Annotated in this window: 18 protein-coding genes; 16 read left to right on the top strand and 2 right to left on the bottom strand. The window is 35.7% G+C overall.

The annotated features are described in order from the left end of the window. Positions 1-23 precede the first annotated feature (23 nt). A complete protein-coding gene (locus tag IGL23_RS09080) occupies positions 24-503 on the bottom strand; it encodes a nucleoside 2-deoxyribosyltransferase (protein WP_002362157.1) in 480 nt (159 codons plus the stop codon). 23 nt (positions 504-526) lie between these two features. Further along, on the bottom strand, positions 527-1,747 hold the full coding sequence (locus IGL23_RS09075) for a GNAT family N-acetyltransferase (RefSeq protein ID WP_430619642.1): 1,221 nt from the start codon (positions 1,745-1,747) through the stop codon (positions 527-529). 246 nt (positions 1,748-1,993) lie between these two features. Between IGL23_RS09075 and lepA the strand changes: the two genes are divergently transcribed. The 16 genes from lepA (at position 1,994) to IGL23_RS08995 (ending at position 18,869) form a co-directional block, all read left to right on the top strand. Next, on the top strand, positions 1,994-3,829 hold the full coding sequence (gene lepA, locus IGL23_RS09070; RefSeq protein ID WP_010709699.1) for a translation elongation factor 4: 1,836 nt from the start codon (positions 1,994-1,996) through the stop codon (positions 3,827-3,829). Positions 3,830-4,077: 248 nt separating this feature from the next. After that, a complete protein-coding gene (locus IGL23_RS09065) occupies positions 4,078-4,617 on the top strand; it encodes a helix-turn-helix transcriptional regulator (RefSeq protein WP_010709698.1) in 540 nt (179 codons plus the stop codon). A 371-nt stretch (positions 4,618-4,988) separates the two neighbouring features. After that, a complete protein-coding gene (locus IGL23_RS09060) occupies positions 4,989-5,768 on the top strand; it encodes a hypothetical protein (protein ID WP_010709697.1) in 780 nt (259 codons plus the stop codon). Between the two features lie 36 nt (positions 5,769-5,804). Beyond that, entirely contained in the window at positions 5,805-6,749 is a 945-nt protein-coding gene (locus IGL23_RS09055) for an LCP family protein (RefSeq protein WP_033594404.1), read from the top strand. 15 nt (positions 6,750-6,764) lie between these two features. After that, positions 6,765-7,544, top strand: a complete 780-nt coding sequence (locus tag IGL23_RS09050; protein ID WP_010709695.1) for a YveK family protein — start codon at positions 6,765-6,767, stop codon at positions 7,542-7,544. A gap of 11 nt (positions 7,545-7,555) precedes the next feature. Next, positions 7,556-8,248 (top strand): CpsD/CapB family tyrosine-protein kinase, encoded by a 693-nt coding sequence (locus IGL23_RS09045; protein WP_014862294.1) that lies wholly within the window; start codon positions 7,556-7,558, stop codon positions 8,246-8,248. A 19-nt stretch (positions 8,249-8,267) separates the two neighbouring features. After that, positions 8,268-9,029 (top strand): tyrosine-protein phosphatase, encoded by a 762-nt coding sequence (locus tag IGL23_RS09040; protein WP_010709693.1) that lies wholly within the window; start codon positions 8,268-8,270, stop codon positions 9,027-9,029. A 12-nt stretch (positions 9,030-9,041) separates the two neighbouring features. Next, positions 9,042-10,859 (top strand): polysaccharide biosynthesis protein, encoded by a 1,818-nt coding sequence (locus IGL23_RS09035; RefSeq protein ID WP_010709692.1) that lies wholly within the window; start codon positions 9,042-9,044, stop codon positions 10,857-10,859. A gap of 10 nt (positions 10,860-10,869) precedes the next feature. After that, positions 10,870-11,502 (top strand): acetyltransferase, encoded by a 633-nt coding sequence (locus IGL23_RS09030; RefSeq protein ID WP_033594403.1) that lies wholly within the window; start codon positions 10,870-10,872, stop codon positions 11,500-11,502. Between the two features lies 1 nt (position 11,503). Beyond that, on the top strand, positions 11,504-12,622 hold the full coding sequence (locus IGL23_RS09025; protein ID WP_010709690.1) for a DegT/DnrJ/EryC1/StrS family aminotransferase: 1,119 nt from the start codon (positions 11,504-11,506) through the stop codon (positions 12,620-12,622). Then, positions 12,615-13,232: a sugar transferase gene (locus tag IGL23_RS09020; protein WP_010709689.1), complete on the top strand. Its 618-nt coding sequence runs from the start codon at positions 12,615-12,617 to the stop codon at positions 13,230-13,232. The genes IGL23_RS09025 and IGL23_RS09020 overlap by 8 nt, the downstream gene beginning before the upstream one ends. After that, on the top strand, positions 13,189-14,454 hold the full coding sequence (locus IGL23_RS09015; RefSeq protein WP_225596067.1) for a glycosyltransferase family 4 protein: 1,266 nt from the start codon (positions 13,189-13,191) through the stop codon (positions 14,452-14,454). The genes IGL23_RS09020 and IGL23_RS09015 overlap by 44 nt, the downstream gene beginning before the upstream one ends. 19 nt (positions 14,455-14,473) lie before the next feature. Further along, positions 14,474-15,496, top strand: coding sequence for a polysaccharide biosynthesis protein (locus IGL23_RS09010; protein ID WP_010709687.1), 1,023 nt, complete (start codon positions 14,474-14,476; stop codon positions 15,494-15,496). Continuing rightward, entirely contained in the window at positions 15,493-16,602 is a 1,110-nt protein-coding gene (locus tag IGL23_RS09005) for a capsular polysaccharide biosynthesis protein CapF (protein WP_010709686.1), read from the top strand. The genes IGL23_RS09010 and IGL23_RS09005 overlap by 4 nt, the downstream gene beginning before the upstream one ends. Before the next feature lie 3 nt (positions 16,603-16,605). After that, a complete protein-coding gene (wecB, locus tag IGL23_RS09000; RefSeq protein WP_033594402.1) occupies positions 16,606-17,727 on the top strand; it encodes a non-hydrolyzing UDP-N-acetylglucosamine 2-epimerase in 1,122 nt (373 codons plus the stop codon). Continuing rightward, entirely contained in the window at positions 17,727-18,869 is a 1,143-nt protein-coding gene (locus IGL23_RS08995; protein WP_010709684.1) for a glycosyltransferase, read from the top strand. The genes wecB and IGL23_RS08995 overlap by 1 nt, the downstream gene beginning before the upstream one ends. Positions 18,870-19,034 lie beyond the last annotated feature (165 nt).

Below are 19,034 nucleotides of genomic sequence, written 5' to 3'. Positions count from 1 at the left end.
GCGAATTCGCTCGTTCTTTTTTATTATGACAATCGTTGCTTAATTTCTTCCAACAAATCCTCTTCTGAAGAAACAACCCGACCATTCAATTTAATCAAACCAACTGTATAAAGGTTTAAATAATGGAATTGATTTTCAGCGACTTCGTTCAAAGCATCAAGCTTTTGGTGATTATCAGCACCTTGTTGGCGGCTGTCTGTGTAAAGGGCAACCACTGGGATTCCTTTGGCATAAGCAACACCAATTTCGGAAGCTACGCCCGCATCAATGGTTGGGCCGTCTAATAAAGCAACCAATAAATCGCTAGCAAGGACGTTTTCTGTATCTGCTAAGGCAATCATTTTACTATCGGCATAAGCAGATTTGTCGTTAATCGCCGCATTTTCTTGTGGTAAATAAAGATCGATTGTTTTATCCAATTGTCGAATTTGTTCGACTAAATAGGCATTATAACGTAAGTCAGCTTGCGAAAATAAAGGTCCTGCAAAATAAATTTTTGTCATTTGTCTGTCTCCAATCCAAGGGTTTAGAAATAATCACTGAAATAAGCTTCTTGGTCAGGAAAAATCCGTTCCAAAGAATTTAAAGTTTCTTTATCTGTATCAATACGTTCAATTCGATGTAAGTACGAAGGGCGTCGGTAATTCATGACTAAACAAGTTAGTGTTTGAATATCTAAGTGAACGGCGGTGCCTAGAGGTTCATCCGTAATGGTCACTTGATCATTTTCATCCCAAATTAAGCCAAAAATACCATTATTCCACTCAGCGACAGGATCTTTAACAACAAAATGGAAGGGCTTAGCCGTACTTTCAAAAGGAAAGTTTTCTAAAAAGGCTTTGACATCAACAATTCGCGCCATATAATAGGGTTCAATGCTTTCTTTAATTTGGCTGTCTTCTAAAAGAAAGGCTAGTGGTTCGTTTTTATAGATATCGCCCTTGACCCAATAAACCATCGAAAAATGCGCAGTAATAAAATTCCACAAGCCATTTCGGGCTTCTTGGTTCAAGTAAAACATTTCCTTAATATGAAATACCTCATCGGCCACCCAATAGAAAAGTACTCCTAAAGGTTCTTGATTGGCACCATAATAGACAGCAGCAGTCCGTTCTTCCTCGTTTTCGAAACGCCAATATTCTTCCCAGTTGAAGGCACTACGAATGAGCGCGCCGTGATTTTGACGAGCGAATCGCGCATAGACATCAAAGACATCTGGGTGATCGACAGCTAACCGTTCAATCATTCCCGGAATAGGAACGGTTTTTGGTAATTGCGTATCCCGAATTTTAAAAGATAACTTGTCGGACATGATTTCCCAACCTTTACGTCGGTAATAAGGAATGTTGTAAGGGAAAAGATAAGAAATCCACTGTTTATCTTGACGCATTTCTTCTAATGCCGTTTGAATCAAGTCTTTCATTAAACCGTGGTTGGCATATTCAGGATAGGTACCGACACCAGTAACGCCGCCCATTTTATATAAAGCACCATGGATATTGACTTCGCATGGATAGATAGCAATTTGTGAAATTAATTGATTTTCGTGAAACCAGCCAAATACTTTTGAAAGTTCTAAAATCGGTTGTTTTGATTTGATAAATGCCCGTTTGTTTTCAAAACCACTTTCTTCAATATCTGCTTCAGTCACTTGAAAAACATAGGAAAGAAGTTCATTAAATTGATCAATGTGTTCTTCCTCAACAGACTTTAAGGTCAGTTGCTTTCGAAATTCTTGTTCATCCATTTTTCCATCTCCAATAAATTTACTGTTTTTAGTATACCAAATTTTTCGAAACTCTGTTAGCCTTTCGAAACCAAAAGAATAAAAGGGAAGTGCTTTAAATCTTCTTCAAAAATTGGTATAATGAAAAGTGCTGATTATCCTAGACCTTTAAACATGATAATTTGATAAAAAAGGCAACTAAAATATAACAATTGATTGATGAAGCTAGCAGGGAGCTAGCTTTTCTTAAAAGAAATGAGGCAAAAAATGAACAATAAAGAAATGAAAGCAAGACAAGAGAAAATTCGTAATTTCTCGATCATTGCCCACATTGACCATGGAAAGTCAACTTTAGCCGACCGGATTTTGGAAAAAACAAATACAGTTAGCAGTCGAGAAATGCAAGATCAATTACTTGATTCAATGGATTTAGAGAGAGAACGCGGCATTACTATCAAATTAAACGCAATTGAATTAAACTATACAGCTAAAGATGGTGAAACCTATACTTTCCATTTGATTGACACACCAGGGCACGTCGATTTCACCTATGAAGTTTCTCGTAGCTTGGCAGCTTGTGAAGGGGCTGTTCTAGTTGTTGATGCGGCGCAAGGAATTGAAGCGCAAACGCTAGCAAATGTCTATTTGGCATTGGATAATGACTTAGAAATTTTACCTGTTATTAATAAAATTGATTTACCCGCCGCTGATCCAGAGCGTGTTCGGACAGAGATTGAAGACGTAATTGGAATTGATGCATCGGAAGCTGTTTTAGCAAGTGCAAAAGCAGGGATTGGGATTGAAGATATTTTAGAACAAGTGGTAGAGTATGTACCAGCTCCATCAGGCGATATTGAGGCTCCTTTAAAGGCTTTGATTTTTGACTCTATTTACGATAGTTATCGGGGGGTCGTTTTAAATATTCGTGTAATTGACGGTGTCGTTCGTCCTGGGGATAAAATCCAAATGATGAGTAACGGTAAAACGTTTGATGTAACAGAAGTCGGCGTTTTTTCACCGAAACCAATCGCTCGTGATTATTTAATGGTTGGTGATGTGGGCTATATCACCGCTAGCATTAAAACGGTTCAAGATACACGGGTCGGGGATACAGTGACTTTGGCCGACAATCCAGCAGCAGAAGCACTACCAGGCTACCGCAAAATGAATCCAATGGTTTATTGTGGCTTATATCCAATTGATACGTCGCGCTACAATGATTTACGGGAAGCATTAGAAAAATTACAATTAAATGATGCGGCGTTACAATTTGAACCGGAAACATCGCAAGCTTTAGGATTTGGTTTCCGTTGTGGTTTCTTAGGTTTGCTGCACATGGATGTTGTTCAGGAACGTTTGGAACGAGAATTTAATTTAGAGTTAATTACAACAGCACCGTCTGTAATCTATCACGTTAATAAAACTGACGGAACAACCGTTGTTGTTGACAACCCAGCTGAATTTCCAGAACCAGTAACGATTGAATCTGTGGAAGAACCTTATGTTAAAGCGCAAATCATGGTGCCAAATGATTATGTAGGAGCAGTAATGGAATTATCACAACGTAAACGTGGCGAATTCATTACAATGGATTACTTAGACGATTATCGTGTAAACGTAGTTTATGAAATTCCGTTATCTGAAATCGTGTTTGACTTTTTCGATAAATTGAAATCAAGTACAAAAGGCTATGCATCCTTAGATTACGAAATGGCTGGCTATCGTACCAGCCGTCTAGTAAAAATGGATATTCTATTAAATGCTGAAAAAGTGGATGCTTTAAGCTTTATTGTTCACCGAGATTTCGCATTTGAGCGTGGTAAAGCGATTGTTGAGAAACTGAAAAAACTAATTCCACGTCAACAGTTTGAAGTCCCAGTTCAAGCGGCGATAGGTCAAAAAATTGTGGCGCGTTCAGATATTAAAGCCTTACGCAAAAACGTACTGGCTAAATGCTATGGTGGCGATGTTTCTCGTAAACGTAAATTGTTAGAGAAACAAAAAGAAGGGAAGAAACGGATGAAACAAATTGGATCCGTGGAAGTTCCTCAAGAAGCCTTTATGGCGGTTCTGAAAATGGATGAGCAAGATAACGAGAAATAGCTTGTTATCAATATGAAAGCCTATTAAATAAGGGTTTTCGAGTTGCTGGAAAAGCGTGATTTTGCTGTTTAAAGAAATTTAAACTGTCATATTACTGTCACAGCTATAAAAAAATTAACAAAAATGGAATATTTTCTTGAAGATTTTTTTCTATCAGTGTAGGATAAAAGCATCTCATTAAGGAGGTGCTTTTTATTTTTGAAAATAATAGTGGGAATATCCTAAAATCTTTAAGGAAAGAACAAAAATTGACTCAAAAGAAGCTATCTGAGTTAACAGGGATTTCTCAAAGTGCTTTAGTCAAGTATGAGAATGGTACAAGAGGTATTTCAAAAAATGTAGATATTGCGCTAAGCAAGGCTCTGAATGTAGATTCATTGCTTAAAAATGAAGTAGAGAATTTGAGTTATATGATTAACCGAATAATAGAGTATAGGGATCTAAATAATTTATCTAATAAAAATTTAGCAAATAAAATCGGAATTAGTGAAGCTTTACTAAGTTATATTTTAAATGGAAGGAGAAAACTTTCAAAAGAGATTCAAAGAAAAATTGCATTATTTTTGTTAAATGATGGAAATGAAAGTTTGATAGATACTAAGTTAGGTGGTGCTTCTTTAAATTTTCCGAGTATTGATAAAAATTTGATGGGGAACAGAATAAAAACTATTCGAAAAAATAGAGGAGAGAGTTTAGAAAAATTTGGTCAAAACTTCACTTGTCCAGCTAGAAAAAATGTGATTAATAGATGGGAAAATGGTGTAAATATTCCTGATGTAGAAAGATGAAACAAATAGCAGTATACATGTTTTGACATCATTTTTTCTACGCTCCTTTAAAACGTTTTCATACATTAAGTATAAAAGAAAAAACTGTAGACGTCATCCCCTTTTTGGGGACTTTGTCTACAGTCTGAGAATTTACATAGTTAAAATCTGTAAAGTGTTATTTTTTTATTGTTCGTTTTAATCTTACCATAAACTTCTTTAATGAAAAAAAAGTTTATGGTAAGATTACATAGAACCCTTTTAATGATTATATTTAAGAAAATTCTTTATTTAATTTGTTGATTCATTTATACTTGAGATGGATGATTTTTATGTTATGAAAAAGCACTTATTTTTTTACTCATGTATAATAAATGATTAGGAGTGAATATATGGAGAAGCCGATTGTTAAAATATTCGCTGTTACTGCGGTAGGATTAGGCGCGGCGGTGATTTGTGGATTTGGCTATTACATAAATAACCAAAAACAGCATGAACAACGCATTGCATATGCTGAATCTGCCATCCTCGATCAAAAAGATACCTTAGCTTCTTTATCACAAGAAGCAGACAATTTATATAGCACAAAAGAGAAAGTTTTTCTGAAACCAGAAGCAACAAAGGACGAGACCTCTAGACTCTCCAGCAGATTATCTTCCGTCAAGTTGTCAGCAGACGACCATGGCATCGACCAATCAGAACTTCCACAAGAAGTTGCTGCTATCCAAACCACAAAAGAAACTGTATCGAACCAATTAAAAGATGCAGAAGCAAAACTAAACGTACAAGAATCTGTGAATCAACTTTTTACTGAAAAAATCTCTAATTGGCAACAAGCTGAAGATGATGTAATTATTAGAGAAAATATAACGGAAAAGGATATTGCCAACATACGTGATAACTTGAACTTTTTCAAAGAAAACGCTTGGAAAACATCGATGATCCAGTATTTAGGATTTGCTGACGCACAAGTCGCACAGGTCAATGAATTAAATCAAGCATTTGATACTTTATTAAAAGACGGTCAAGTAACTGCTGAGGCTACTTATGATCAATATTTGACAGCGCTTAATCAAATCGAACAAGTCCAAAACGAAAAAATAAAAGAAAAATACACAGCGATGGCAGAAACAGTCGCTCAACAAATGGGCTACGGTACGGTGAGTTATTGATGAACAAGTACAAGAGTTTCGTTAACGGAGGGGAAAATGGCAAAGCAAACAAGAAAATCAAGAGGGAAAAAAATATTTTTGATTATTTTAGGAATCGTTGTTGTACTGGTTTTAGCAGTTGTTGGGGTGGGAACTAAACTGTATCTAGATTTCTCCCATTCAATCAAGGAAACCTATCAAACAGTGGAAAGAGCAGAGGGTCCTAGAACAACACCAGTTGATTTAGCAAAGCAAGAATCTTTTTCGGTTTTATTGATGGGGATAGATACAGGAGATTTAGGACGTGTAGACCAAGGCCGTTCTGACACGATGATGGTTGCTACAGTAAGTCCAGAAGATAAACAAACAACCATCGTCAGCATTCCTCGAGATACCTATGTCGAGATTGTTGGACATAATACAACAGATAAAATCAACCATGCCTATGCATTCGGCGGAGCAGCCATGGCGATGGATACTGTTCAAAATTACTTAGATATTCCAATCGATCATTATGTATCCATCAACATGAAGGGTTTAAAAGAATTGGTTGATGCTGTGGGCGGTATCGAAGTCAACAATGACATCACTTTTTCACAAGACGGTTATGATTTCACCATCGGAAAAACCACATTAGATGGCGATCAAGCATTAGCATATTCCCGGATGCGTTATGAAGATCCAAATGGGGACTATGGAAGGCAAGAACGTCAACGGAAAATCGTTGAAGGAATAGCGAGAAAAGTCTTGAGTCTAAATGGTATCAGCAACAACCAATCCGTCTTAAATGCTTTAGAAACAAATATGAGAACTGATATGAGTTTTACTGATATGCGAAAAATCGCTTTCGATTACCGCGATGCATTTGGCACGATCAAACAAGATCAAATGCAGGGAGAAGGATTTATGCAAGACGGCATCTCCTATCAAAGAGTAAGTGATCAAGAGCTTGAACGTGTACAAAAAGAATTGAAAGACCAATTAAATCTAGAGACTAAATAGGAAAGTGGAGAAAAAATGGAAGAGACAATCAGCTTAAAAGAAATTTTTGAAACATTGCGTAAACATTTGGTAACCATCCTTATTTCAATGTTTGCCGGTTTAGCAATCGCAGGAGTTACAACATTCTTTATCTTAACACCTAAATACAGTTCACAAGCACAGCTGATCGTGACCTTGCCGCAGTCAGATACGACCAATGCAAATGATGTCAATATGAACTTGCAAATGATCAATACGTATAAAGATATGATCGTCAGCGACTTGGTTTTAAATGAAGTCAAAGACCGATTGGAAACGGAAGACAACGTGAAAATGACGGCTGGAGAAATAAAAGAATCTATTTCAGTTAATCAGTCTCAAAATTCACAGATGTTCTCGATCCAGGCAACAGATACGAATGCAGTAACGGCACAAAAAGTCGCCAATATGACAGCACAAGTCTTTCAAGAAAATGCTAAAGATGTGATGAATGTTGATAAGATCTCAATTATTTCAGCAGCTGTTGCGAATACGACACCTGTTTCTCCAAATAACAAATTGAACTTAGTCATTGGTTTGATATTAGGTTTAATGGTCGGTATCGGGATTGCGTTCTTGATGGAATTGCTTGACCGAACAGTGAAGGATAAAAAATTCGTAACTGAAACATTAGGCTTCCAGGTTTTAGGAACAGTTCCTGAAATGTCAGCGAAAGAATTAAATGCTGGTATTCGCAAAAAAGGACCCGCTCCTGTACATCCTGGAACAGTAAATGAAAAAAACGGCCCTTCACGCAGAAACCGCTCAAGAGTCTAGGAGGAAGAAAAATGGCACACAAACAAAAAACACCACAAACACAAGCAGTCAGCTTGATTACATTGACAAACCCTTCTTCACCGGTAGCTGAACAATACCGCATGATCCGAACGAATATCCAATTTGCTTCACCAGGTGGTCAGCAAATCAAAACGATCGTTGTTACTTCTTCTGGACCAGGAGAAGGAAAATCAACAACTGCAGCGAATATGGCTGTTGTATTTGCAAAATCTGGCCAACGCGTTTTATTAGTAGATGCCGATTTGCGGAAACCAGTTTTATATAAAACGTTTAAATTGACCAATATCAGCGGGTTAAGCACGATCCTCAGCACGGCAGGGAATATTGCAGATGAAGTACAGAAAACACCAATTGAGAATCTGTCTGTTTTGCCTAGTGGTCCTAAACCACCAAACCCATCAGAATTGCTGAATTCCCCAAGAATGGATCAGCTTTTAGCAGAAGCAAAAGATCTTTATGATGTCATTATTTTTGACATGCCGCCAGTCGTTGCAGTCACAGATGCCCAAATCATGTCTTCAAAAACAGACGGTACGTTATTAGTTGTACGCGAAAACACGTCACGCAAAGAGTCATTGACAAAAGCAAAAGAACTGTTAGACATGGCTCAAGCAAAAGTCCTCGGCGTTGTGTATAACGGAGCAGAACACAGCAAAGATGCAGTCTATTATTACGGAGATTAACTTATAGGAGACGAGAGAAATGATTGATTTACATTGTCATATTTTACCAGGGATCGATGACGGTGCAGAAACACTAGAAGCAAGTATTGCCATGGCGGAAAAAGCAATTAGCCAGGGCATCACACATATTCTGTGTACGCCCCATCACAACAATGGAAAGTATCGAAATGAAAAGTCGGAAGTGATTTCTCTGGTCTCTTTTGTGCAATCTGAATTTGACAAACGACAGTTGCCAATAACGTTATTGGAAGGACAAGAAATAAGAATCACCGGTGATTTGATTGAAGACATCCGTCGAGATGAAATCTTATTTACAGACCTAGATGATACCTATTTATTGATTGAATTTCCGACACTGGAAGTGCCGTTATATGCAGAACGGCTTTTTTTTGAATTGCTGCAAATGGGAAAGAGACCCGTCATTGTTCATCCAGAACGCAATGCACACTTCAGAAAAAATCCCAATCATTTAGTGCCCTTCCTCGATATGGGATGCCTTGCTCAATTGACTGCACCCAGTTACATGGGTGTGTTTGGTAAAGATATCCAAAAAACAGCCAAAACAATGGTCAAACATAATCTGGTCCAAATGACTGCGTCAGATGCCCATGGTATATCTAAACGAACCTTTTATCTCAAAGAATGCTATGAGCAGATAGCCAAGGATTTTGGACAGGAAAAAGTAGCGCAGATGAAACAAGTAGCAAAGGATTTAATCAATGGAGATGAGGTTGTTTATCCAGAATATACAGAAGTGAAGAAGAAGTTTGGGTTATTTTAGGGGGAATATAGGGTGTTTGTATTAACAAGGAGAAGAAAGATCATTACCTTGATTTTAGTGGATAGTTTATTATTGATTGCCGCCAATATAGAAGCTGTAGAGTTCATGAAACCATTTGTCGGTATACCAAGAAATCTTGTTTTTGTTTCAGCAGGTTTATCTGTGGGTTTCTACTTGTTTTATGGCAGTTTATTCAAAGTATTTACTAGGATTAACCGCTATACAAATTTAAGAGAGATGATTGTGATTTTCGGCTCGCTAACCGCAAGTGCAGGTTCAAGTATTATTGTTTTATCTTTTTTCAATGAACGTTATAGTCTACGCTTAGTGACATTCATTTATCTTCTCTCATTATTGTTGATCATAGGCAGTCGTTTGGTCTGGCGGATTTATGTCGAAAGAAAAAACAGAAGCTATTCATCCGTTGAATCAGCTAAAAATACAATCATTGTTGGTGCTGGTGAAGGCGGCCGTATTTTATATAACAGTTTTATAGGGTCTAAAACTGCTCAAAGTATTCGTGTAGTGGGGTTTGTCGATGATGATCCTAACAAACAAAATATCTATCTTTCAGGTAAAAAAGTATTAGGGATGCTAAAAGATTTGCCTGAATTAATTCAAAAATATGATGTCGAAATGGTCACTATCGCTATTCCTTCCTTATCACGAGAAAAATTACGTGAACTATTTGAATTAGTTGAATCTTCTCATGTCAAAGTCAGCACGATGCCTTCCATGGAAGAACTTGCTTCGGGAAAAACTAGCGTGTCTAAGTTGAAAAAAATCGATGTAGTCGATTTGTTAGGAAGAGACGAAGTAGAACTGGATATTGAATCGATCCAAGACCAAATCACAGAAAAAGTGATTCTTGTCACAGGTGCGGGCGGTTCGATTGGTTCAGAAATCTGTCGCCAAATCATTCAATTTTGTCCTGCGAAGTTATTGTTGCTAGGTCATGGAGAAAATTCGATTTATCTCATTGATCGTGAATTGCGTATAAATGATAAAAAGAAACGTACAGAAATTGTACCGATTATTGCGGATATCCAAGATCGAAAGAAAATCCATGAGATCATGGCGCAGCATCAGCCAGATATCGTCTATCATGCAGCAGCTCACAAGCATGTTCCATTGATGGAATGCAATCCAAAAGAAGCAGTCAAAAACAATATTTTTGGAACAAAAAATGTGGCAGAAGCAGCGAAAGTAGCCAAGGTCAAGAATTTCGTCATGGTATCGACAGATAAAGCTAACAACCCGCCAAATGTCATGGGTTCAACCAAACGAATCGCTGAAATGATCGTGACAGGATTGAATGAAGAAGGATGCACGAAGTTTTCAGCAGTGCGTTTCGGGAATGTACTGGGTTCTCGAGGCAGTGTGATCCCAGTCTTTCGTGAACAAATTGCAAAAGGCGGACCAGTGACGATCACTGATTTCCGCATGAGCCGCTATTTCATGACGATTCCTGAAGCAAGCCGATTAGTGATTCAATCAGGAGCGTTAGCAAAAGGTGGCGAAATCTTTGTTTTAGATATGAGTGAACCAGTGAAAATCGTTGATCTGGCAAAAAATATGATTCGTTTGAGCGGCTATAGTGAAGATGAAATCGAAATTGTTGAAACAGGGATTCGCCCAGGTGAAAAATTATATGAAGAATTGTTATTGGATAAAGAAAGAAATGATGAAGTAGTTTACGAAAAAATCTTTGTCGGGAACATCAAAGGGTATTCGATGAAGACCGTAATGGAATTTGTTGATAGCTTGCCGCAAGATGACAAGCAGTTAGCCAAAGATATTGTCGCTTTTGCGAATGCTTCGAATAAGTAGGGGGAGTTACGTGAAAACAATTATTGTAGGCGCAGGTGGATTTGGTAAAGAGATTGCTTTTTTACTGCAAAGTTTCCCTGAATATGAACTGATTGGTTTCGTTGATGATGAATCAAACATACACGGTGATAAAGTAGTAGGCAAACCTGTTTTAGGAAATATAAAATCTCTAATGAATATAGACAAGAAAACTGCTGTCTTTATGGGGATTGCTTCTCCCCGTATAAAAGAGAAAATATATCAAACGTTAAAAGGAAACACTAATTTGATTTTCCCAAATTTGATTGCGCCTAGTGCATTAATAGGAATAAATATCCATTTAGGTATTGGGAATATCTTGATGCCGTATACGTCTTATACAGCCGATATTGTTCTAGGAAATTTTAATATGATCAATATCAGTTCTACTATTGGTCATGATGCAAAAATAGGTGATTATAATTCTATTTTTCCTAGTGTAAACCTTTCCGGGAAAGTTACTTTAGGCGATAAAAATCAAATAGGTGTCGGAACTAAAATTATACAAAATATAGCTATTGGTAATGGAAATATTATAGGTGCAGGAAGTGTAGTGATTAGAGATATCGAAAATCATACTAAAAATGTTGGTGTACCAGCTAGAATCATAGAAAGATGTGATTAAATTGGATAAAAAAAGAATATTATTAGCTTCTCCTCATATGAGTGAAGAAGGTTATGAACAAGCGTATGTAAAAGAAGCGTTTGATACAAATTGGGTGGCTCCTTTAGGCATGAATGTCAATGGTTTTGAAGAGGAATTAGCAGAATATGTTGGAACTGGACATGCTGCGGCACTTTCTTCAGGTACTGCCGCTATACATTTAGCATTAAAAGCAGCAGGGGTCGGTAAAGATGATATAGTGATTTGCCAATCCCTAACTTTCTCTGCCACAGTGAATCCAGTTATTTATCAGAATGCTGTACCAGTATTCGTAGATAGTGATTATGAGACTTGGAATATGAGTCCAAGTCATTTAAGAGAGGCTTTAGAAAAATATCCTCAGGCAAAAGCTGTTTTAGTGGTGCATTTGTATGGTTTATCAGCTAATTTAGATGAAATAACGCAAATATGTGATGAGTATGGTGTGACCTTGATAGAAGATGCTGCCGAATCTTTAGGGACTACGTATAAAGGAAAATTTACTGGTACATTTGGTGAATATGGAATCTTTTCTTTTAATGGAAACAAAATAATCACTACATCAGGTGGAGGAATGTTAGTTTCTGAAAGCAAAGAGAAGATAGATAAAGTAAAATTTTGGGCTACTCAATCCCGTGAGAATGCACGTCACTATCAGCATAATGAGATTGGTTACAATTATCGTATGAGCAATATCGTTGCTGGTATTGGTCGTGGACAACTCAAAGTTTTGAAAGATAGAATTGAAAAGAAACGCTATATTTACGATTTTTATAAAAAAGAACTATCAAATCTGTCAAATATCCAATTTATGCCAGAAAATAGTTGGAATGAGCCTAATTATTGGTTGAGTGTAATAACAGTTAATGGGCTTGATTCTACTTTCCTTATTGATGAATTGGACAAAGACAATATAGAGGCGCGTCCAGTATGGAAACCAATGCATCTGCAGCCTGTTTTCAAACAATATGATTATATTGGTGATAATGTTGCAGAGACTTTATTTGAATCAGGTGTTTGTTTGCCTTCAGACACAAAAATGTCAGATGAAGATTTAAATCGCGTAGTAACTACCATTAAAAGAGTGATCAATCATGCGTAAAAAAACGTTTTATCAACTTATTGGAAAAAGAGCACTAGATATTTTATTATCAGGAATTGCTCTTATCATTTTATCTCCGATTATTTTGATTGTCGCAATATTAGTAAAAACTAAGCTTGGTTCTCCTGTTATTTTTAAACAAGAGCGTCCAGGTAAAAATGAAAAAATTTTTTCTATGTATAAATTTCGAACAATGGCTGATGAAAGAGATCAGAACGGAAATTATTTACCAGATGATGTTCGCTTAACAAAGTTCGGTAAAATGCTTAGAGCAACCAGTTTAGATGAACTACCTGAACTATGGAATATTTTAAAAGGGGATATGTCGATCGTTGGGCCTCGTCCATTATTAGTGGAATATCTGCCTCTCTATAATGAAAAACAGAAGAAAAGACACAACGTGAGACCTGGTTTAACTGGATTAGCCCAAGTTAACGGAAGAAATGCAATTAGTTGGGAAGAAAAATTTGATTTGGATCTCCAGTATGTGAAGAAAATCAGCTTTTTTGGTGATATAGCGATTATAGTTAAAACTTGCGCAAAAGTAATTATGAAAGAGAATATCGATGCAATCACCAACAGTACACCAGAAAAATTTAAAGGGAGTTAAATGCATTATGTCATTGAACGTTCTATTTCTTACTCTTTTAGATTTCGAAATTTTGGAGGAAAGTAATATTTATACTGATTTGCTCTCTGAATTTGTAAAAAACAAACACAATGTTTCAATCATATCTCCAGTTGAAAGAAAAAAAAATACAAAAACTCATTTAATCGAAATCAATGATAAATGTAAAATTTTAAAATTAAAAATAGGAAATATCCAAAAAACTAATTTGTTAGAAAAAGGTATTTCTACAATACAGATAGAACAACAATTTATAAACGGAATCAAGCATTATTTTTCAGATATAAAGTTTGATTTAGTGGTTTACTCTACCCCTCCGGTGACTTTTGCTAAAGTGGTTGATTTTATAAAGAAAAGAGACAACTGCAAAAGCTATCTTTTGTTGAAAGATATATTTCCACAAAATGCAGTTGATCTGGGCAAAATCTCGAAAAAAAGTTTGATTTATAAATATTTTAGAAAAAAGGAAGTTTCGTTATACGAAGTATCTGACTATATAGGAACAATGTCAGAAAAAAATTCTCAATATATACTCCACCATAATGAATTTGATAGAAGAAAAATTGTGGAAATAAATCCTAATTCTATTAGAATCAAAAACGATAAGGTAGACTGTCAACTCCTCAAAAAGGAAATAGGCAGTGAATATGGTATTCCAGAAGATAAAGTGGTAATGCTGTATGGCGGCAATTTAGGAAAGCCCCAAGGAGTTGATTTTCTTTTAGAAATAATAAAAAGTCTAGAAGAAAGAAAAGATTTTTTCTTATTAATAGTTGGTTCTGGAACAGAATATGAGCGAATAAAAAAATATTTAAGTTCTAATGATATAAAAAATACATTATTAATTAATGGATTACCTAAAAATGAGTATAAAAAAGTGGAATCTATTGCAGATATAGGTTTAGTATTTTTAGACAAAAGATTCACTATCCCAAATATTCCTTCTAGAATACTAGGATATATGGAGTCAAGAAAACCTATTTTAGCAGCGGTAGACAGATCTACAGATTTGAAAGAAATGATAGTGGAGGGGCAGTTTGGATATTGTTCAGAACACGGAGATTTAAGAAAATTTGTAGGTAATATGGAAAAACTGAAAGATAAGAATACCAGAAATATCTTAGGGGAAAATGCATTTATTTATTTGAAAAATAATTTTGATGTAGAAAAAAGCTATACTACAATCATGAAGCATTTTAAATGATAAAAAGGGAGAACAAAGCATGTTCAAAGATAAAATATTATTAATCACTGGCGGAACTGGCTCTTTTGGTAACGCAGTAATGAAACGATTTTTAGATTCTGATATTAAAGAAATCCGCATTTTTTCACGGGATGAGAAAAAACAAGACGACATGCGGAAAAAATACAATAACGATAAATTGAAATTTTACATTGGTGATGTTCGTGATATTAATAGCGTGAAAAATGCGATGTATGGGGTTGATTATGTGTTTCATGCTGCTGCACTTAAACAAGTACCTTCTTGTGAATTTTTCCCTATGGAGGCTGTAAAAACAAATATTGTAGGAACCGACAACGTGCTGACAGCTGCCATCGAAATGGATATTCAAAAAGTGATTTGCTTATCAACAGATAAAGCAGCTTATCCTATCAATGCAATGGGGATTTCTAAAGCGATGATGGAAAAAGTGTTTGTTGCAAAAGCAAAAACTGTTTCGGAAGAACGCACGACGATATGCGGGACTCGTTACGGAAATGTAATGGCTTCTCGCGGATCAGTCATCCCGCTTTTTATTGACCAAATCAAAGCGAATAAACCTTTAACTGTGACAGATCCTGAGATGACACGTTTCTTGATGAGTTTAGAAGAAGCTGTAGAATTAGTTGTTTTTGCCTTTAAGAATGCAAAAGCCGGAGATATCATGGTACAAAAATCACCTGCTTCGACAGTTGGGGATTTAGCCCAAGCAGTGAAAGAACTATTTCAGGCAGAAAATGAAATTCATGTAATTGGGACACGTCATGGAGAAAAGCAGTATGAAACGTTATTAACGAAAGAAGAATATTTAGTAGCCCAAGATATGGGTGACTTTTATCGCGTTCCGGCAGACACACGTGATCTTAATTATGATAAATATTTTGTGGAAGGCAGTAAGGAATTAACACAAGAAGGAGAATACAATTCAGACAATACGCAACGCTTATCTATTGAGCAAATCAAGGAAAGACTTCTTGAATTAGATTACGTTAAAAAAGAATTGAAAGAGTGGCAAAACAAATGAATATCTTAGTGACTGGAGCAAACGGCTTTGTTGGGAAAAATCTGATTGCTGAATTAAAAAATGAAGGCTACACAGATATTTTCAGTTTTGACATAGATACACCAAAGGATTTATTAGATGAATATTGCAAAAAAGCAGATTTTGTTTTTCATTTAGCTGGTGTCAATCGACCAAAAAATGAGGTAGAATTTATGGAGGGGAATTTTGGTTTCACTTCAGAATTGCTTTCAAAATTAAAAGAGCATCAAAATACTTGTCCTGTGATGATTTCTTCTTCTATCCAAGCAGCACTCGAAAATTCCTATGGAAAAAGTAAAAAAGCTGGTGAAGAACTCTTGAAATCCTATCAAGAGGAAACCGGAGCACCTGTTTATATTTATCGTTTTGCAAATTTATACGGAAAATGGTCACGACCAAATTACAATACGGTAGTAGCAACATTCTGTTATAAAATCGCAAGAAATGAAGAAGTCACAGTCAATGATCCAAATGCGGCCGTTGAACTTTGTTATATCGATGATGTAGTAAAAGAATTACTTCATTGTCTGAATGGTAAACCTTATATGGAAAATGGCTATTGTGCAGTTCGAGAAACAGATGAAGTGACGATTGGTGAGCTAAAAGAACTGATTACTTCATTTAAAAACAGCCGAACAGATTTGAGTGTGCCAAACCTTGCCAGAAGAGTAGAAAAAAATCTGTACAGCACATATTTGAGTTTTCTGCCAGAAGATGATTTTTCTTATTTTCTAAAAATGAATATAGATAATCGTGGATCGTTTACTGAATTTTTACGAACAAAAGATCGCGGACAAGTATCCATCAATATCTCAAAACCAGGAATCACCAAAGGAAATCACTGGCATAACACAAAAAACGAGAAATTTTTAGTTGTAAGCGGGCAAGGTGTTATCCGTTTTAGAAAAATCGATTCAAGTGAAGTAATTGAGTATTTTGTTTCTGGAGAAAAGTTGGAAGTAGTAGATATTCCAGTGGGATATACGCACAATATTGAAAATCTAGGAACAACAGACATGGTAACTGTGATGTGGGTCAATGAGCCATTTGATCCAGAACATCCAGATACTTATTATGTGGAGGTTTAATCAATGAAAAATTTAAAAGTGATGACAGTGGTAGGCACGCGCCCAGAAATCATTCGTTTATCTGCTGTAATCAATCGTTTAGAAAGTTCAGAAGCTATTGACCATGTATTGGTACATACGGGACAAAACTATGACTATGAGCTAAATGAAGTGTTTTTTGAAGATTTCAAGTTGAAGAAACCAGACTATTTTTTAAATGCAGCAACAGGTACAGCAATCGAGACCGTTGGGAATATCTTAATCAAGATTGATCCTATCTTGGAAGAAGTAAAGCCAGATGTCTTTTTAGTATTAGGTGATACCAATAGTTGTTTATGTGCGATTGCAGCAAAACGTCGTCATATCCCTATTTTTCACATGGAAGCCGGTAACCGTTGTTTTGATCAGCGTGTCCCAGAAGAAACGAATCGTAAAATCGTCGACCACACAGCTGATATCAATTTGACATACAGCGACATTGCACGAGAATATCTTTTGCGCGAAGGATTACCTGCAGATCGTGTCATCAAAACAGGCAGCCCAATGTTTGAAGTATTGAATTCAAGAAAAGAAGACATCCAACAGTCAGATATCCTTGAACGATTAGAGTTAAAAGAAGGGCATTATTTTGTGGTCTCCGCACATCGTGAAGAAAATATCAGTTCAGAAAGCAATTTCTCAAATCTAGTAGATAGTTTAAATGCAATTGCTGAAACCTATCAACTACCAATTATCGTGAGTACGCATCCGCGTACGATGAAAATGATCGAATCAAAAGGAATCAAGTTCCACGAGTTGATCCAAACGATGAAACCTATGGGATTTAATGATTACAATAAACTGCAGATCCATGCAAAAGCGGTACTAAGTGATAGCGGGACAATCAGTGAAGAATCCTCTATCTTGAATTTCAAGGCACTAAATATCAGACAAGCGCATGAACGTCCAGAAGCAATGGAAGAAGCCAGTGTGATGATGGTTGGACTAGAAAAAGAGCGGATAATGCAAGGACTAGAAGTATTGGGAACACAAGAAAAAGATACTTTGCGCCATGTGGCAGACTACTCTATGCCAAATGTTTCGGAAAAAGTTTTGCGCATTATCCTATCTTATACCGACTATGTGAATCGGGTGGTGTGGGGTTAGTGAAGAAAAAAATATTAATAGTTGCTGAAGGATATTTTCCTGCACAAAAATATGGTGGGCCACCGGTCAGTATACTAAACTTTTGTGAGCTATTAAAAGATAAATATACTTTCCATATTGTTACGCGTGATCATGACCTTAATGAAAATGAACGGTTGCAGGGCATTAATGAGGGATGGAATATAAGGCCAGAAGCGAAAGTTCTCTATGTAAATAGAGAAAAAAGTTTTTCTAAACTTATGGGTAGTGTAATCAAGGAAATAAAACCTGATTTAATATATATAAATAGTTTTTTTGATTATAAATTAATAGGCTCAGTTTTTTATACCAACTTTACTATACCGTTACTAATTGCGCCTAGGGGACAGTTGCTAGACGGAGCTAGAAGTAATAAAAGTATGAAAAAAAATGTTTATATAAATGTTTTTAAATTAGGAAATATATTCCATAAAAATATTTATTTTCAATCGACAAGCAATGAAGAGGATAACGTTTTAAAAAATCTGTTTCCATCAAACGATACAATATTATTTACAAATATCCCTAGTCCAAGCAAAGTGAATAACAAGAAGAATAAACACGAAAAAAAATTAAATTTGGTCTTTTTATCTCGAATCGTTCCCAAAAAAAATTTAGATTATGCAATTGAAATTTTAAATACACTTGAAGAAAATGTATATTTGGATATTTTTGGTCCTATAGAAGATAAAAATTATTGGGAGATTTGTCAAAAAAAAATAGCAGCTTTGCCTGCTAATATAGAGGTTAATTATAAAGGAAATATAAGTCATGAGGATGTTGATGGAGTATTTAGGAAGTATGATGCTTTCTTATTTCCTACTAAAAGTGAAAATTACGGACACGTTATTTCGGAGTCTTTGTCAAATGGATGCCCAGTTATTCTTAGTGATAAAACCCCGTGGAATGATATAGAAGATGGTCAAGAAGGCTACATTTGTTCTTTGGAAAATATTGAAGGATTTAGAAAAGCAATCAAAGCCTTATATAATATGTCTAATGAAGAATATCAAGTAATGCAAAATAACATCAAAGCGTTTATGAAATCCAGAATTGATTTCTCAATTTTAAGAGATGATATTTCTTTGAAACTCGAAAAGATAATGAATAACGGCAAGAAGTAATTTTATACGTCTGTAGATATAGCTAAAAAATTGATAAGTAAAAAACAGCTGTAATATGTGTTTATCTAATCTATTATTTGTTTGAAAGCAGTATGCAAAGCATCGTCAATATTTCAAGTTTCTTTTTTTGTTTATAGTATGTACTGGACAAGTGAATAATAAATA

It is taken from the genome of Enterococcus sp. MSG3299 (genome assembly GCF_050555765.1).
Taxonomy (GTDB): domain Bacteria; phylum Bacillota; class Bacilli; order Lactobacillales; family Enterococcaceae; genus Enterococcus; species Enterococcus faecalis.
This window is presented reverse-complemented; position numbering and strand designations above follow the sequence as displayed.

What these genes read in the sequence shown, in the direction of transcription:
- IGL23_RS09050 (WP_010709695.1), top strand. Translation starts at nt 6,765, where the DNA reads ATGGAAGAGACAATCAGCTTAAAAGAAATTTTTGAAACATTGCGTAAA.
- lepA (WP_010709699.1), top strand. Translation starts at nt 1,994, where the DNA reads ATGAACAATAAAGAAATGAAAGCAAGACAAGAGAAAATTCGTAATTTC.
- IGL23_RS09020 (WP_010709689.1), top strand. Translation starts at nt 12,615, where the DNA reads ATGCGTAAAAAAACGTTTTATCAACTTATTGGAAAAAGAGCACTAGAT.
- IGL23_RS09005 (WP_010709686.1), top strand. Translation starts at nt 15,493, where the DNA reads ATGAATATCTTAGTGACTGGAGCAAACGGCTTTGTTGGGAAAAATCTG.
- IGL23_RS09075 (WP_430619642.1), bottom strand. Translation starts at nt 1,747, where the DNA reads ATGGATGAACAAGAATTTCGAAAGCAACTGACCTTAAAGTCTGTTGAG.
- IGL23_RS09015 (WP_225596067.1), top strand. Translation starts at nt 13,189, where the DNA reads ATGCAATCACCAACAGTACACCAGAAAAATTTAAAGGGAGTTAAATGC.
- IGL23_RS09080 (WP_002362157.1), bottom strand. Translation starts at nt 503, where the DNA reads ATGACAAAAATTTATTTTGCAGGACCTTTATTTTCGCAAGCTGACTTA.
- IGL23_RS09060 (WP_010709697.1), top strand. Translation starts at nt 4,989, where the DNA reads ATGGAGAAGCCGATTGTTAAAATATTCGCTGTTACTGCGGTAGGATTA.
- wecB (WP_033594402.1), top strand. Translation starts at nt 16,606, where the DNA reads ATGAAAAATTTAAAAGTGATGACAGTGGTAGGCACGCGCCCAGAAATC.
- IGL23_RS09055 (WP_033594404.1), top strand. Translation starts at nt 5,805, where the DNA reads ATGGCAAAGCAAACAAGAAAATCAAGAGGGAAAAAAATATTTTTGATT.
- IGL23_RS09045 (WP_014862294.1), top strand. Translation starts at nt 7,556, where the DNA reads ATGGCACACAAACAAAAAACACCACAAACACAAGCAGTCAGCTTGATT.
- IGL23_RS09010 (WP_010709687.1), top strand. Translation starts at nt 14,474, where the DNA reads ATGTTCAAAGATAAAATATTATTAATCACTGGCGGAACTGGCTCTTTT.
- IGL23_RS09040 (WP_010709693.1), top strand. Translation starts at nt 8,268, where the DNA reads ATGATTGATTTACATTGTCATATTTTACCAGGGATCGATGACGGTGCA.